Raw genomic sequence first — 15,854 nt, forward strand, 5'->3', positions numbered from 1 at the left:
GGCATTTTGATCGCGACTCGCTTATGGATATGCCTTCATCAGAAACACAATTGATTTCTTCTCCTTCTGAGGAGGATTTGCCTCTACCTTGCCTGTACACTGAGCGGTTGAGCCTATACTACAACTCTAACCTTGCCCTGGAAGACGTGACGCTCTCCATTCCCAAAGGTTGTATTACTGCACTTATTGGGCCTTCGGGATGTGGCAAGACTAGCTTTTTGTCGTGCCTCAATCGCTTGACTGACTTGATTCCCAACTGCAAAATATGCGGTCAAGTTCGGCTGGAGGACTTAGATATTCTCCATCCTAAAACGGATACAGTTGCGCTTCGCCGTCGGGTGGGCACCATCTTCCAAAAACCCAATCCTTTCCCCCTCTCTATTTGGAAAAATATCGCTTTTCCCCTTAGAGAGCATGGAATAAAAGATCGCCAGAGGATTGATGAAATTGTTGAACAGGTTCTGGTAGATGTAGGTTTGTGGGATGAAGTCAAAGACCGGCTGAAGTCTCCAGCACTTCGCCTTTCTGGGGGTCAAAAGCAGCGCTTGTGTATTGCTAGAACTTTGGCATTGCAGCCAGAGATTCTGTTAATGGACGAACCTTGCAGCGCTCTCGACCCTATCACCACAGGTATTGTGGAAGACCTAATTGTAAGTTTGCGAGGAAAATACACAATTTTAATTGTTACGCACAACCTGGCTCAGGCTCGACGAATTGCTGATTATGTCGCTCTGTTCTGGGTCAAAGATGGCAGCGGCAGACTGATTGAAGCGGGTTCGGTTAAACAAATCTTTGAAAATCCTCAGCAACCTACTACAGAAGCCTATATCAGCGGTAGCCGAGGATAGGGAGAGTTCTAAGAAATGTTCAGTCCCTAAAATTGGGGATGCACTACTAAGCACTTATGTCAGCTCTAACTACTTGACTAATGCCCTAGAGACTTGTTTTTGGTTAATCATAGCCTCCGTATACCAAACCAGTTCCTCGATAAACGATTCCAGCTTGGGTTTGAATGCTGAATTACATAAGTTTCCGCTTTCGTCAAAGAGATCCTGTACGTTGGAGACGGGTAACTTGTCTGGGATAGGTAAGCCTCCGAGCGCCAGACAGACGAGTTGTAACTGCGTCAGACAATTTAGCCCTCCAAAACCACCAGAGGACACAGTACAGATACCAATAGGCTTATACCGCAAAGCCTGGGGTTCTAGGTAGTCAAGGGCGTTCTTCAATACTCCAGGGTATCCTCCCTTATATTCTGGAGTAACAATGAGAAGACCATCAGCTTGACCAAGTTTAGAACAGAACTGGAGTACAGTGGGTAGAGGAGTTGATGTTTCATTCAATCTCTCCTCTAGAATGGGAAGTCTATATTCGCGCAGGTCAATGAGTTCCGTTTGCACGCGATCGCACTGACGCAATTGTTCCAAAATAAACTGAGCCACCTTCACACTCTGCCTTCCGGTTCGAGAACTTCCAAGAAGAACAGGGATATAAGCCTTAATCATGCCTAGCTCTGCCAAATCCTTTAAGTTGTTGTGTGGATTTTGCCCTTGACATCATATTATCTTAATGGAAGAGCGGGACGATATTTGCTCAAAACTTTTTGATAAGCATCACACTTGCATATTGTCAACAAGCAATATTGCTGAATTAGGAAAAGGAATTTCCCATGCAACTAACAAGCGATCAATTGAAAACTTATGAAGACCAAGGCTATCTGCTCTTGCCCAATTCTTTGGCCCCTGGGGAAGTAGAGGTGATGCGGACTGAAGCCAGTGCTCTGTGTCTCCAAGATTTGGCTGGGAAAATTCTTAAAAAAGACGGAAAAACTGTCAAAATGATTCATGGCACGCATCTGGAAAACAAAGTTTTTCATCGATTAGTCCGTCACCCAAAACTTCTCAAGCCGGTAATGCAGATATTGGGCGACTCTGCTGTCTACATCCATCGGTGTAGCCTTAACTTTAAGCCAGCATTTGAAGACACGATGTGGTCGTGGCATCAAGATTCTTTTTATTTTTGTAAAGAAGATGGTATGCCTACAGACCAAGCAGTGATCGCCATCGTCTTCTTGGATGAAGTTAACGAATTTAATGGTCCGATTTTGCTGATGCCGGGTTCTCATAAGGAAGGCTTGATTAACCCCATCACTGAAGAAGAAGAGTCTTCAGCCATTGAAGAGAAACAATATCTTAAATCTCGTCGAACGCAGTATATGCTGAGTAGGCCAACTGTTACCAAGTTGGTCGAAAAATATGGAATTGTCGCTCCTAAAGGTTCTGCTGGTTCAGTTCTCCTGTTTCATCCCAGTTGCGTTCATGGTTCAGCACCTAATATTATGTCTCCGTTCAATCGTACAATTGCAGTAATTGCCTACAACAGTGTGGAGAACATTCCCATTCCCGTGGAAAATCCACGTCCCGAATATGTAGCAGGTCGAGATTATCGACCAATAGAGCCTCTGTCAGAGGATGTTTTATTGCAAGTATTATAAAAAACACAGCAGTGACTATAACTTCAATTCGTACACTTATTATCGTCGCCATTAAGGAACCGTACCCACCGATGGGAGGGGGAGCTTTACGTATCTGGCAAGACATAAACATCATGATGAAGTTTGGCTCCGTTGGTGTTTTTTATATTCTTACTAGGAAACCTAATGACCAAACGATTCCTGGTGTTGACCCACAACATCATTACAACTTGGTTGAGCCACAGCTTTCATTCTGGGAAAAGTTGGAACTTTGGTTTTGGTGGCTGCACCCCCGTAAATTTTCCCGCACAATTGGGCGGTATACGAAGGCGGCTGCCCAAGAGTTAGAGAGAGTCCTCGCAGAATTTCAGCCCGATCTGGTGCTAGCAGACATCCGGGCGTATGAATATGCGCCTATAATCAAGCGTTATGGATGTCGCTTTATCTTAGAAGAGCAAAACGTAGAAGTGCTTGTGAGAGAGGGACATTACTCGGCATACTCTGCACTTGAGAACCGAAAGTTAACGATTAAGGAGAAGATTGAGCGTTCTCTTGACCTTTCCCGAACCAAGCTAGCTGAACGTGACTTGCTTGACCAAGCAGACCAAGTCTGGATGTGCAGTGATGTGGATGACAAACTGCTACAGGATTTATACGGACAAGTCTCGCACGCACGGGTAATTCCCAATGGGATTGATGTCACACACTACGACACCGTCCGCTTGGGTAAATGCACTCTGCCCGAGGGATTGTCGAAAAAACAGCGGAATTTACTTTATTGTGGTCAATTTACGTATCCTCCTAATGTCCAGGCCGTTGAGATCCTGATCGACCAAATTTATCCGCGACTACGGCAAGTTTATCCAGATTGCCGTCTATTAGTCGTGGGACATTCCCCTACTCAACGGATGCTTGAAGCTGCCAAACGAGATTCTGGAATTATCGTCACTGGCGAAGTTCCAGATGTTCAACCTTATCTGGCTGCTGCCAATGTGATGGTTGTACCGTTACGTCACGGTAGTGGCACTCGCCTGAAAATCCTGGAAGCTTTTGCGGCGGGCTGTCTTGTGGTTAGTACCGCCAAGGGATCTGAAGGATTGAACGTCAAGGATGGGGAACACCTGCTGATTAGGGACGAGATTGAAACGATGATAGAAGGAGTGTGTCAGCTTTGGTCAGATCCTTCCTTAGGACAAAAACTTGCTAACTCTGCCTATGAACTGGTAAAGTCTGAATATTCGTGGTCAGCAATTGGACAGAAGGTAGAGTCGGCAATTCAAGAACTGTTCTGACAAAATTTCATCAAAGAACTATAATGCTTTAGCCAGGAATGAAAAGATGCTTCAAGCGGCGTATTATGGACATCACAAATGTTGCTCTCAATACATTACCAATATTATTAAGGAAATTTGTGCCACTCTCAATTTGTCCTGGGAGTTAGAAGACCATGCCGTCGAGTTGCCCAAGCGTTTCTATCTAGAAGATAATCAATTTAAAGAATCCTTTTTAATTTGCTGGAACTCAGATTATTTGCTGGTTCGCTCTTTGGAGTGTTTGGGGTTTCATGTCATACGCGATCCAAGAGACATTATTACATCGGGCTATTTCTCTCATTTGTACAAGCATGGAGAAAAATGGCCAAAGATGAGGGTTTATAGAAATTATTTGCAAGGCTTGGACAAGGAAGAGGGTATTTTAGCAGAGATGGAATTTTCCTCAGTGTACTTATATCATATATTTTCTTGGAAGTACAATAATCCCAACGTTTTAGAGAAGAAGTTTGAGGATTTGATCGCCAACCCGATGGAGGAGTTTACAGAGATATTTTCCCATTTGCAAATTGTACCAAACTTGCTTTGCAAGGAAGATTTACGCGCCATCATCGATAAATATTCTTTTAAACGATTATCAGATGGCAGAACCCAAGGAGAAGAAAACGTTTACTCTCATTACCGAAATGGTATAACAGGAGATTGGAAGAATCATTTTTCTGAGCAGCACATTGAGCGGTTTAAAAAGTTGTTTAATCCAATCTTGATCAAAACAGGCTATGAAACAGATGAAAATTGGTAAAGCAACTTTATGAACGTATCTATTGTCATACCCGCTTACAACGCAGCAGAAACAATTACTGAAACGCTTGCGTCTCTTCAGGCTCAAACGATGCCAAACTGGGAAGCAATCGTAGTCGATGATGGCTCTAATGATGAAACAGTAGCGCTCGCCAACCAATTCGCTGCCAAAGACAGCCGGATTCGCACCGTTAGCCAGCCCAATCAAGGGGTAAGCGCCGCCCGAAATAGGGGTATCAGTCTAGCCAATTTCGACTGGCTGTCGTTTCTCGATGCGGATGATTGGCTCTCACCACAATACCTGGAACGAATGACCGAAGCTATTGCCTCTGATTCCAGTCTAGACGCTGTTCACTGTGGAATGAGGCGTGTAGATCCTGACGGCAACACGTTCTTCGATAAATACGTTCCCGATTTGACCGACTTATTTCCTGTGTTCGCCCGCCAATGTCTCTTGCTCATCCATGCCTGTGTCTTCCGCAAAGTGCTCGCTGAGGAGGTTGGCGGATTCGATATTTCCCTAAGTTCTGCTGAAGACTGGGATTTCTGGCAGCGCATTGCTCGCACTGGCGCTCGCTTTGGAGCCGTTAAGGAGATATTAGCATTTTACCGAATGCGACCCAATTCCCTTTCCAGAGATGGAAATAGGACTTTTGTTAACGCCGTGCGCGTATTAGCCCAGGGTCACTCGCCCGATCCGCGCGTGCCGAACCCCCATCCCAGCCATGCAGAAGGAGAACCGAGAGAAGCACTTGCGAAGCTAAGGCTTGAGAAGTCAAGTTGGCATGCGGGATTACTGATCGGTAGCGGTAAGGACGCTCAGCATCTGCTCAAACTGCTCGTCAATGACAGCGCTCCGAACCTATGGCCGCCTATTATCGCACACCGCATGTTTAAGTCTGTACTTGTCTCCACTTGTCAACTGCCAGCCGCTTGGGAAAAGCTATGGCCTAGTGTTGAAAGCCGCATCAAGGACTTCTTTGTGGCGCTGGAGGAACAGTCGCAGGCTACCGGGTTGGCTCGTCGCACTGGCACCATTTTAGAGCGCATGGTCTTGCAACACTCCCAGGTGAGAAAGCCATTGACTATCGGGACTACTTATGCAGTTCGCCTAGAGGTGACAGAGCCAATTTCTGATATTTGTCCAACAGTAGGGACTGAGCGTCTCCACTGCATTGTGGAAATGGAGGGAACTGAGCTAGGTAGGCTGGAATTACCCATATGTGATGGACTGGTTGCTAGCTGGGTCATCAAAGATGCGATCGCAGCCCAATATGCTGGGCAAATTCTCGGTCGGTTTTTCGAGCATACAGTCAAAAGAAGCGGGAATCCAGAAGCAGAGGAGCAGGAGAGTAAAAGAGATTCCCCAAGCCAAAATCTAACCCCATCAGCCCCCCCTTACCAAGGGGAGGAAATCCAAAATCTCCACGACCAAATCGACTGGACGGTGTTTTTGCAGCAAATCTGGGGACGTCCGGATTGGCCCTTGGAGCGCTTCTATAACCCAGAGGTGGTGGAGGAAGCGATCGCACGAAAGCGCGTTGAAGACGGCTGGCTTATTGTAGAAATTAGTGAGGAACTACCCGACATAGAGGTGGCAGTTCCAGAGCTTGATGTTGTGCTGACCGTGGGAGGCGTTGCCATTGGCAGCGTGAGTATCCCCGTCGAGCAGAATTTTGTCTCTGCTCAAGCTCTGCGGGTGGCGCTGACGAGGGCAAGTGAGCTTGAACTGTGCCGCGCTTGTGTCCGGGAAGGTCTGCTGGGTAGACCGCTGAATGAGTCAAGATCGCTGCGATCGCGTCTCGTTGAGGCGGCTATGGCACAAGCTCAGTCACCCGAATGGTTTGCCTCCACCCGAAGAGCTGTTGTCAGTAGTGAGCTATTGTCTCCTAATACAGTGGTGTTAGGTCGTCGCCGTGGGGCGATGGGAACGAGTGCTTCTCGACGAGCGATACTGCCGGGAGCAGTAGGGCGTGAATTAGTAGAAATGGCTCAAGTCGTCGGAGAACCAGTGATGCAAATTCCCCCTCCCGGCACGCTGCCAGAGCGAGTCATTTACGCCCCAGAGCTAATTGATCGTCCGTCTGAGTGTCCTACACCCAGTTCGATGCAATCCGCAAGTGTTAAGACAAGATTCCACGGTCGAGCGTTTTTCGAGACTTGGTTTTCCACTCAACCCGACCCCTGGAAATACACTAGCCCCTACGAGCAGACCAAGTACGAGCAGACTCTCTCCTTACTCCCCTCAACCCAGATTGGCAAAGCACTCGAATTGGCTTGTGCCGAAGGACATTTTACCGCTCAATTGGCTCCTCGTGTGGAGCGCTTAATTGCCGCTGATATCTCCCAAATCGCCCTTGACCGGGCTGCTGAACGTTGCCGCGACCTACAGAATATCAGCTTCCAGCACTTGGACATGACTAAAGACCCACTGCCGGGACACTTCGACCTGATTGTCTGTAGCGAGGTACTTCACTATCTCAAAGATCTGGAGGAACTTAAAGTAATCGCCAGCAAAATTGCTGACGCCCTCGAACCGGGTGGCTATCTACTCATGGCTAACGCGCATCTGATCGTAGATGAACCGGACAAAACTGGCTTTGACTGGGGCAACCCGTTTGGTGGCAAAGTCATCGGTGAGACATTTGCCAGCATCCCTACATTGCGTTTGGTCAAGGAAATCTGGACCCCCTTGTATCGGGTGCAGTTGTTCCAGCGTCATCCCTGGCAGCGCCACATCCCAGAAGTAGTTAAACTGACTGAACAGCCTGCACCAATATCACCAGAGCAGGAGGCTTACGTCCGCTGGCATGGCGGTCAGCCCCGGAGAAGTGGTCGCCGCCTACAGCCTGTTGTCACTCAAAAGCTGCCAATCCTCATGTACCATCGCGTCGCACCAACAGGTTCAGCGACAATGAATCGTTACCGGGTGACGCCGGAAGCGTTTGAGGAGCAGTTGCGGTATCTGCGGGATGCTGGTTTTTACAGCGTGGCATGGGAAGATTGGCAAGCAGCAGTAGCAGCGCGTCGTCCCTTACCGGGTCGGGCAATAGCGATTACGTTTGATGACGGCTATCTTGACTTTTTCCACTATGCTTGGCCTCTATTGAAACAGTATGGGTTTACAGCGACGGTATTTCTGGTAACCGAGCATGTGGGAAGCTCAAACACCTGGGATGCAGCTTATGGGGAGGAGGTGCCGCTGCTGGGATGGTCCGACATCCGCCAACTCCAGGATGAAGGGGTTGAGTTTGGTTCTCATTCAGCGACTCATAGCTTTCTGACTGCTTTGTCTGTCGCAGAGGTGGTGCAGGAAGCTGCTCGTTCGAGGATGCTACTCAGTCGCTATCTAGGTAGATCGATTCGGACGTTTGCTTACCCCTATGGAGATTTTAATGCCGTTGTGCAACATCTGATTGGAGCCTGTGGTTATACTATTGGGTTATCTTGTCGTCCTGGTTTGAACCAATTCGATGATAAATTACTTGCACTACGCCGGATAGAAGTTAGGGATTTTGATAGCTTTCAGGAATTTGTCACTAAACTTAATTCCTAAGCAAATGTATTCAAATTCAAGCTTACTCAGGAGGTATCACTAAATGAATAAAAAAGACCTTTCACGCCGTTTTTGTGCGAAACCCTTTGAATTTTTTTCAGTACATGAAAATGGGGATGTTACCTGTTGTTGTAGAGGCTGGTTACCCAAGTCAATTGGTAATCTTCAAACTAACGAGTTCATGGATGTGTGGAATTCAGATGCAGCCCAAGATATTCGGGCTTCTATTCTTGATGGAAGTTTTAAGTACTGCCTCAGCAAGGAATGTCCACTAATTGGAAACAACACACTCGCCTACAGAGAAGATGTATCAGATCCTGACTTAAAAGAAATCATAGAAAATCGATTAACAGTTCTCAAGAAAAAGCCCAAAACCATCAACCTTTCCTATGATCGGTCATGTAATCTGTCATGTCCATCATGTAGAACAGAACCAATTATGCTGAAAAAAGGACTGGAATATGATGAGAAAAAGCAACTGCAAGATCGTTTACTTGCTGATGGTTTAGATGACGCTGAGCTGCTAATTGTTACCGGTTCTGGAGATCCATTTGCTAGTGAACTATATCGAACCCTTTTGGCAACACTTGATTCTGAACAATACCCAAAGCTACGAGTTCATCTAATTACTAATGCTCAATTATTTACACCACAGATATGGGAAAAGTGGCATAAGATTCATAAATCTATCAAAAGTGTCCAGATTTCTATTGATGCGGCATCGGAAGACACTTACCGCGTTCTTCGCCGTGGGGGAGAATTTAAACGCCTGTTAGTTAACCTAGAATTTGTTAGTTCTTTGAAAAGGAAAGGGACGTTAGATTGGGTATCAATTGAATTTGTCGTTCAGCAAAAAAATTACAAAGAAATGAAAGATTTTGTTGAATTAGGCAAGCGTTTTGATTTCAATAGAGTTGGTTTTGCGGGAATCAGAAATTTTGGGACTTATGGGGAAGAATTCGATTTACAAGCTGTTCATGCCTCAAGCCATCCCGAACACCATCAGTTTCTAGAGATTCTTACAAATCCCATATTCAAAGATCCAATTGTTGATCTAGGAAATCTGAAAGAATTCCTTCCCAATTAGCGAGATCATGCTACGGCGAGTTGGGTCTCATATCCAGGGCTATTTCATTCTGAACAAGATTTTGAGTGTGTTAAGATTAAAGCCAGCACTTCGTTGCGCTTGAGCCATGTTATTAAAACCGTTATCTCGGTACAAATTGAGGGCAAAATTGCGGGCGATTGCCCAAATTTGCACCAGTGGTGGGGTGCGAATACGAGAAGCATCCTCGCCTTGAGTTACGTCTCGAACATAATGGACTTTGTTCTCAACGCCCCAGTACCCTCGAATTCGTGCTGCAAAAGCTTGAACCGTATCGATAAATGAGGCAACGTAATAGCGAGTTTCGGTGGAGACTTCAATGATGGTCGCCCGATGCACAAGGCGTTCGGACTGAACTCGAATCAAGGTTTGTAGTCCAGGGAAATCGGGAATTCCATCAAGGATATGACTAATGCTGACGGTGCGTTTTTCAATGCGACCATGCCCTTTATTAATTTGTTGGGTCGTTGCTTGTGGTTGAAAATTGGCTACTACAGCTGCAAGTAAGCCTGACTGATTGCCTTTGAGTGCACCGATATAGTCGTTATGGCTGTCAATGATTGCAGTCGCTGTTTTTTTGGGTGCTGATAGCATCAAAAGCGAACACCACTCCTTGTAATGCCATCTGTTTGATGAAGGCAGGCAAAGCAGTGATTTCATTCGTTTTCGACTCGACTTCGTAGGGTTCTAGAATCAAGCCCCGCTCGACAATATAAGCCGTGACCAGCATAATCGCCGGATGTGAGTCTACTGTGGGGTCATCGCTGATGGCTTCATAAGAGCCTCGCACCACCTTGCCGTCGGTGGCAATGGTTTCTCCAGGTAAAGGTTGAATGCCGAAGAATCGAGATAAACAAGCCGAGTAATCCCGGTAATCGAGTCGCAACAGTGTCCGCCGAATTGTGCTGTAAGACGGTAAGCGCCCTTTGGGTGGCGCAAACATGGCTACCAATTCATCATGGTAGGCCCAAAGCCAGTCTCCAATCGCCAGAAATCCACGATTTCCAGCCGTCACCGACAGAGTAAACAAAGCTAAACATAGAGCTTGCGTATGGCGTTGTCCTGCGGTACGCCGCGTATCAGGCAGGGCTGTAAAAGCTTCGACAATGGCAAGTTGAGACATCGTAGACGGGCCTGATAGTGAGAATCAATCCAATATCATATAGCCTTTCGATCAGAATGAAATAGCCCTGGTCTCATATCAAGTCCGGCTAATTACTTACCCCTTGTTCAGCTCTGTTGTTATGTTACTGGTTGACCAGTAATGCTGAACTAGAGATTTTCAAGTTTCGTTACCAAGCTCAGTTCCAAAAGCAGCAGCTAGGTTTGTATACAGCGTAAAATTGTTGAGGTTCTAAATGCTTATTAAATATAGCGGAAAAACTAAGTTTATATTTGTTGCCAACACTAAATGTGCATCGACATCAATAGAAACATCAATAATCGTATTGTTACATATAATATTGAAATAATCACTGATTAGCTGTTTGCCCAGTCATCATTCCTTTCATATTCTAGTTTTATAGTGAACGCTGTGCCTCAGCCAAATTGGAATAATGTTGTAGGTCAACACCAGGAATAGTTTGACCGTTAGAGTTCCCCTGAAACACAGAAAAAATACCCACACAGCCAGACTTCATCATCATGTTTATGTTTGGCCAGTTACGTAAGGAGCCCCCACTCAAGGGTGGGTAAGACTCATTAAAGGAGATGATGAAGAGGGTACGGACTGAGGGAATGGTCACTGGTGTGTCTCCTTTTCAGGTGTCACGCCGACCATTTGCATATGTGAGGAGTCAAACAGGAAACTATGGGCGCTAGCAGCGTATAGCAACGCGGCAGTTTTCGCAATTCTTGGAAGAGCTGAGACAGTAAGCTGGTAGGCAGAAATAAACACAGTTATGTAAAGAAATGTAGACTCCCTTCAGAAAGCAAGGGCAATTATGAACTTATTATTACACAACTTTACGAAATTAGGCTGAATTGCACCTACCTGCTTACCTTGGGCAGACCCCCACCATTAGTTAAAGTTCTTGACTGAGCAACTGCCGCTCCAATTCTAGAAACTCAGCAGTCCACGGCAGAGGGATGTCAAGGAACTTACTCCCTATGGTGATGCAGCTATCCAAGAATGGTGTTTCCACTCCTGCTAGACGAGCTAAAACCTGTAGGGGAAAACAGCCATAAGGCAAATCTTCAACCAAATAGCGGTGATGAGGGTTACATAGCGTCGTACTGGAGTAGACTCCAAGCTGCTGCATGTGTTCGTAAAGGGATGGCCCGGTGGTTCCGTAGGCGATTTGATAGTGGCTTTTGATATCAATCAAGTTGAGCACTCCCAGTGCTTCACCCACCGCTATGCGATCGCGATCCAGGTGCTCAATGAGCGCAACAGTACGGGGACCCACCTTATGATAGATGTTGTAATCCTCACCAGATTCCCATCGGGCTAATGAAACCAGAAGCAGGGGAAGGTGGATAATGTCATTAACTTTATTTAGATCAATTTCTAAAACCGAAGCAGCCAGCCATAAATTACTGAATGCATCTTGGAAAGCGGCTACAATCCGATTTGTCATGGTTCGGTTTTGAGCTGCCACAAAGAACTTGTTGGTAAGCGTACTAATCCTAACTTCGTCCTCCGTATTACCGCGACTGACGAACGGAGTATTGTTAACATCGGCTACAGCAGGCAAATGTGCCTCAGCTATTCCCTGTCTCTGGAGCACCTTACAAAAAACCCTACTTGCAAAGCGACTGGCACACAAAACCAGAACATTCATTTGGGAATTGATATATTTAGCTAGAATCTTGGCATAAGGCTCAATGTCTTGACCGCGACAACAGATCAGCACGTTCAGCGGTAGTTGGCCGCCATTGAGTGCGGCCAACTCATCAAGGTTATTGGAACAAGCTGCAACTGGATAGCTTCCGGGAGAAATTGGTCCTATTGAGTGAATGGTTCTTGTCTGGGCAACAAAAGAAGAACGGCGAGAAAAAAGGTAAACAGTATATCCCTGAGCGCTCAGATAGACTGCTGTAGCTAAGCCAATGTGTCCTTTTCCTACAACCAGGTAGCTAGTCTGTGGCATGGGCTAATTAATTCATCCGAAAACTATAAACAAAGATATCTTAAATTGACATCCTCCCTGCGCTGAAGCGACGGGGATTCCCATCTATCCAAACAAACTTAATTGAGTGAATAATTAGCGGGTTGACGCTTCACAGGATGCTGCTATCTTAGCGATAGTCTTACGCCTTCCTCAACGTCCGTTTAACTCGGAATGTCCTCCCGCGACTAAAATATTTACAGCATCATTGACATCTATGTCGTGAATAGACCCACAGAATAGACAAGTCCACTCCCTAATAGAAAGTTCTTTTTTGCCACCAATATGACCACAACAGAAACATTTTTGAGTGTCAGTTCCCATCGAGAAATGACTTGAAAATCACGCCTACACATTTAGGGTTGTCCTAAATCATTAATGGATTGCTGTAGAGCAACGCTAGATACATTCGCTAGCTATTCATGTTCCTCCGTCTTTTTTTTGACTCAGAAAATGATTTTGTAGCTCCGACTTTTTTGGCTTCTTCTCTCCTTTTTGATCGAGTTTTTTCCAGTGTGCTAACACATCCTTCCATATTACTCTTACGCACCCAAATAATTGATCAAATGCGATAATTGGTGTTTTTGTTGGATAGACTTGGTAGCGAGAGCGAGATTTCATTCTAATATTATATCACAAAAAGGTAGGCTTAAAAAAAATAAACCTCATATAAAGCCGTCCTTCTAGGACGGGGCTTTAGACCCATTTCTTTGGTAAATGGCACCGACTTAAGCTGCTAAGTCCACTGAATGCTAGCCACTTGCTTCTGGATAATAACTCCGTTGAGCGCTACATACAGAGCTACTTGAGGGGGAAAAAAACGGGAGACGACCGGTCTTTGGCTATCCTATAGCCCTGGCCCCGGCACTCTTGGCAGGGCCACTACGGAGAATGAAACAGCCCTGCTATTTTCGCACACTCATTAGATCATAATTTTATATGTAACTTGATTGCAACCGGAAAGTGGAGATCGCCTGCCCAACCTGAACCTGTTTCGTAGCGATCGCCTACCCAATCCGAGCTTGTTCGTGGCGATCGGACTCCATCGAACTCACGTTAGTTTAGTAGTTGACTGCTAGCAATAGACGGCAGCGGACACTCGATCGAGGTAAGCCTTACACTCGCGAACAGCTCGGCTCGGAGCGCAAAAACCAGATAGTCCAGCCTCAACTTTATTGCTGGCATAGTGGGTACTACGCTACAAAATCGCTTCATAAATTTTAGCTACCTGCCAATTTTCTCGCACTTGCTCAACTTGATTCTTAATTCAACTTAGGTATCGTAACTTGACTATTAAATCAATTCAGATTTTGTTAAAAACGCTAAAAAATTAGCTAATTGTTGCGTCAGCTAAAGTCAGGCATTTGCAGTATAAAGTCAGGCAAGTGCAGTATAAAATCAGGGAGATTACAGGTATTTGCAAGGGCTGCACTTTACCTGTATTTACCTGAAAATATCCTGCTTTCCGTCTGACTTTTTCGGTCAAATTGCTGCTTTTTTGTGCTGTTCGTGCCTTGACCTGTTGAGACTGGTTATGGCTGTTCTCTCTCGGTAGCAAGCAATGGTTTTGTCCGTACAAAGCTTTATTTATTACGGTCAAATAAAAAAATGCACCTCATGAACGCGGACTTCTAGCCGCCTGGTCAGGTTTAAGACTTTCTTAAGCTTTAATGACAAATGTAGCTAACTGTAATACAAATTAAGCTGAATATTATACAGCTATAAGAAATAAGAGGGAGAAAAGAGCTGACAACGCCCTCGCCTGTCGAGCAAACACTTTAAAAAGCAAATGGATAGATTGTCAGTTATTGAGTAGCGACGATCGCAACCAGTTATCCTCAGATGGCGGGGGTCACTTTACGCCCCTAGTTTGCTATTTTGGGGTGAAGTTGAAAATAGTTATAGATTTATAAAATGAGATAAACTCGACTATTATCATGGCTATGAAGCTCAAAAATTTGCCTCCAAGTCAGCCAAATCAGTCAAATCAGTCAAACCAGCCAAATCAGAGACTTTCGAGTCGGCTGGAACTGAGATTGTCTGACTCTGACTACAATCAAATTAAAGCAAGAGCAGAACAAGTAAATTTGAGCATGAGCGACTTCATGCGCCGTGCAGCTTTGAGGAGAACCATGCCGCGCCCTCTAGCTGCATTTGACTTGAAAGCCTATCAAGTTTTGTGCCAAATTAATGCCCAACTTAAAACTGCCGGAAACAATATTAATCAGATTGCTAAAGCTTGCAATAGTGCTGTGGCGTTGGGAGAACCAGTTCTTGTCAATACAGAAGTCTTAGAAAACGTACAGCAACTCATTCGAGAAAACGGGGGTGCAATTAAAGCAATAGTTGCAAACCTTGCCAAATCTACAGTACGCTAATTATTAACAAGCCTGGGCTTTACCGCCTGAGCAATCAATTCTGTGCAACTGACGGCTTTTCGGTTATGATTGGCAAACAAATCAAAGGTACAGGCTTTCGGGGCTGTCTAAACTACGTACTGGGCAAAAAAGACGCCGCTCTAATTGGCGGTACTATGTGCGGACAAACTCCTGAAGAACTCGCTGCTGAATTTGCCATCGCCCGACAACTAAGACCTAACCTGAAAGTAGCAGTTTTTCACGCCACTTTATCTGTCGATAGCACCGAAAAACTAGAAGATTGTGAAGAAAATGACCAGCGCTGGCTGGCTATCGCAGCCAACTACATGAAAGCGATGGAATTTGACAACAACCAGTACGCAGTTGTCAAGCACAGCGATACAGAACACGACCACATCCACATCGTCGCCAGTCGCATTTGCCTAGATGGAAGTGTTGTTGACGATAGCTGGGATTATTATAAAAGCCAAGAAACTATTCGCCAGCTTGAACGGAACTACAACCTGGAAACTGTTGCACCCAGTTGGGAAACAGACAAGCGAGCTCAGACTACAGGAGAACACAGGTACTTACAAAGCAAGGGACACAAGAGCGTCAGGGTGCAATTGCAAGACCTAATTGATGAAGTCACCCAAGATAACCCAAGTATGCCAGAATTCGTTGAGCGGTTGCAGCAACAAGCCGTAGAGGTGCAAGTCGGATTGGCTCGAACTGGAATCGGCTTCAGTAAAGGCATTTCTTACAATTTAGATGGAGTCGCTTTAAGTGGCACTCAGTTGGGTAAAGCCTACACTTTTTTTGGATTGCAAAAGCATCGAGGCGTTAGCTATGACAAAGGGCGAGATAACGCCCTAATTGAGGCTTTAATGCAGCCACAACACTTAGCTATCGCCCCCAGTGAGGCAGAGGAAAATGAGCTAGAATCGTCACAATCCGAGTTAGTAGCAAGCCTATCTGCAAAAGCATCGGAGTTAGAGTCGTCACAATCTGAGCTAGAAACAACCGCACCTGCAACTCCTGCAAAAGCATCGGAGTTAGAGTTGTCACAATCTGAGCTAGAAACAACCGCACCTGCAACGAGTACAAAAGCATCGGAGTTAGAGTTGTCACAATCTGAGCTAGAAACAACCGCACCTGCAACGAGTACAAAAGCATCGGAG

At 45.6% G+C, this 15,854-nt stretch carries 12 protein-coding genes and 1 pseudogene; 8 read left to right on the plus strand and 5 right to left on the minus strand.

What is annotated here, in order from left to right:
• The first annotated feature begins 23 nt into the window (after nt 1-23).
• Nucleotides 24-848 carry a phosphate ABC transporter ATP-binding protein PstB gene (pstB, locus tag QUA71_RS18730; RefSeq protein WP_333287240.1) on the plus strand — a complete coding sequence of 275 codons (825 nt, stop codon included), beginning with the start codon at nt 24-26 and terminating at the stop codon, nt 846-848.
• Nucleotides 849-917: 69 nt separating this feature from the next.
• Here pstB and QUA71_RS18735 read toward each other — a convergent pair whose 3' ends face one another.
• Nucleotides 918-1,505, minus strand: a complete 588-nt coding sequence (locus QUA71_RS18735) for an NADPH-dependent FMN reductase (protein ID WP_333287242.1) — start codon at nt 1,503-1,505, stop codon at nt 918-920.
• Between the two features lie 164 nt (nt 1,506-1,669).
• Here QUA71_RS18735 and QUA71_RS18740 point away from each other — a divergent pair, with 164 nt between their 5' ends.
• From QUA71_RS18740 to QUA71_RS18760, 5 genes are read left to right on the plus strand one after another with little or no spacing between them, the layout of a single operon-like run.
• Entirely contained in the window at nt 1,670-2,494 is an 825-nt protein-coding gene (locus QUA71_RS18740; RefSeq protein ID WP_333287244.1) for a phytanoyl-CoA dioxygenase family protein, read from the plus strand.
• 11 nt (nt 2,495-2,505) lie between these two features.
• On the plus strand, nt 2,506-3,765 hold the full coding sequence (locus QUA71_RS18745) for a glycosyltransferase family 4 protein (protein WP_333287245.1): 1,260 nt from the start codon (nt 2,506-2,508) through the stop codon (nt 3,763-3,765).
• A 46-nt stretch (nt 3,766-3,811) separates the two neighbouring features.
• Complete coding sequence (locus QUA71_RS18750; RefSeq protein WP_333287247.1) at nt 3,812-4,546, plus strand: sulfotransferase domain-containing protein; 735 nt, start codon at nt 3,812-3,814, stop codon at nt 4,544-4,546.
• Nucleotides 4,547-4,555: 9 nt separating this feature from the next.
• Nucleotides 4,556-8,101, plus strand: coding sequence for a trifunctional glycosyltransferase/class I SAM-dependent methyltransferase/polysaccharide deacetylase (locus QUA71_RS18755; RefSeq protein ID WP_333287248.1), 3,546 nt, complete (start codon nt 4,556-4,558; stop codon nt 8,099-8,101).
• Nucleotides 8,102-8,144: 43 nt separating this feature from the next.
• Nucleotides 8,145-9,188, plus strand: coding sequence for an SPASM domain-containing protein (locus QUA71_RS18760; RefSeq protein WP_333287250.1), 1,044 nt, complete (start codon nt 8,145-8,147; stop codon nt 9,186-9,188).
• A gap of 39 nt (nt 9,189-9,227) precedes the next feature.
• Here the strand turns inward: QUA71_RS18760 and QUA71_RS29295 are convergent.
• The 4 genes and pseudogenes from QUA71_RS29295 to QUA71_RS29300 form a co-directional block, all read right to left on the minus strand.
• Nucleotides 9,228-10,329 (minus strand): annotated as a pseudogene (locus QUA71_RS29295) (ISAs1 family transposase).
• Between the two features lie 901 nt (nt 10,330-11,230).
• Nucleotides 11,231-12,298 carry an NAD/NADP octopine/nopaline dehydrogenase family protein gene (locus tag QUA71_RS18775; RefSeq protein ID WP_333287254.1) on the minus strand — a complete coding sequence of 356 codons (1,068 nt, stop codon included), beginning with the start codon at nt 12,296-12,298 and terminating at the stop codon, nt 11,231-11,233.
• Nucleotides 12,299-12,469: 171 nt separating this feature from the next.
• The gene (locus tag QUA71_RS18780; protein WP_333287256.1) at nt 12,470-12,640 is read right to left on the minus strand and encodes a zinc ribbon domain-containing protein; all 171 of its coding nucleotides are present in this window, start codon (nt 12,638-12,640) and stop codon (nt 12,470-12,472) included.
• Between the two features lie 96 nt (nt 12,641-12,736).
• Nucleotides 12,737-12,937, minus strand: coding sequence for a helix-turn-helix domain-containing protein (locus QUA71_RS29300; RefSeq protein ID WP_445243800.1), 201 nt, complete (start codon nt 12,935-12,937; stop codon nt 12,737-12,739).
• Between the two features lie 1,316 nt (nt 12,938-14,253).
• Here QUA71_RS29300 and QUA71_RS18785 point away from each other — a divergent pair.
• On the plus strand, nt 14,254-14,694 hold the full coding sequence (locus QUA71_RS18785; protein WP_333287257.1) for a plasmid mobilization protein: 441 nt from the start codon (nt 14,254-14,256) through the stop codon (nt 14,692-14,694).
• 65 nt (nt 14,695-14,759) lie between these two features.
• Nucleotides 14,760-15,854: relaxase/mobilization nuclease domain-containing protein (locus QUA71_RS18790; protein ID WP_333287259.1), on the plus strand; the 1,095-nt coding region annotated here is incomplete at its 3' end.

This window comes from Microcoleus sp. MON1_C5 (assembly GCF_036701875.1).
Taxonomy (GTDB): Bacteria; Cyanobacteriota; Cyanobacteriia; order Cyanobacteriales; family Microcoleaceae; genus Microcoleus.

Excerpts from the sequence above, each read along its gene's own strand:
- QUA71_RS29300 (WP_445243800.1), bottom strand. The coding sequence starts at position 12,937 with ATGAAATCTCGCTCTCGCTACCAAGTCTATCCAACAAAAACACCAATT.
- QUA71_RS18775 (WP_333287254.1), bottom strand. The coding sequence starts at position 12,298 with ATGCCACAGACTAGCTACCTGGTTGTAGGAAAAGGACACATTGGCTTA.
- QUA71_RS18750 (WP_333287247.1), top strand. The coding sequence starts at position 3,812 with ATGCTTCAAGCGGCGTATTATGGACATCACAAATGTTGCTCTCAATAC.
- QUA71_RS18755 (WP_333287248.1), top strand. The coding sequence starts at position 4,556 with ATGAACGTATCTATTGTCATACCCGCTTACAACGCAGCAGAAACAATT.
- QUA71_RS18780 (WP_333287256.1), bottom strand. The coding sequence starts at position 12,640 with ATGGGAACTGACACTCAAAAATGTTTCTGTTGTGGTCATATTGGTGGC.
- QUA71_RS18760 (WP_333287250.1), top strand. The coding sequence starts at position 8,145 with ATGAATAAAAAAGACCTTTCACGCCGTTTTTGTGCGAAACCCTTTGAA.
- QUA71_RS18735 (WP_333287242.1), bottom strand. The coding sequence starts at position 1,505 with ATGATTAAGGCTTATATCCCTGTTCTTCTTGGAAGTTCTCGAACCGGA.
- QUA71_RS18785 (WP_333287257.1), top strand. The coding sequence starts at position 14,254 with ATGGCTATGAAGCTCAAAAATTTGCCTCCAAGTCAGCCAAATCAGTCA.
- pstB (WP_333287240.1), top strand. The coding sequence starts at position 24 with ATGGATATGCCTTCATCAGAAACACAATTGATTTCTTCTCCTTCTGAG.
- QUA71_RS18740 (WP_333287244.1), top strand. The coding sequence starts at position 1,670 with ATGCAACTAACAAGCGATCAATTGAAAACTTATGAAGACCAAGGCTAT.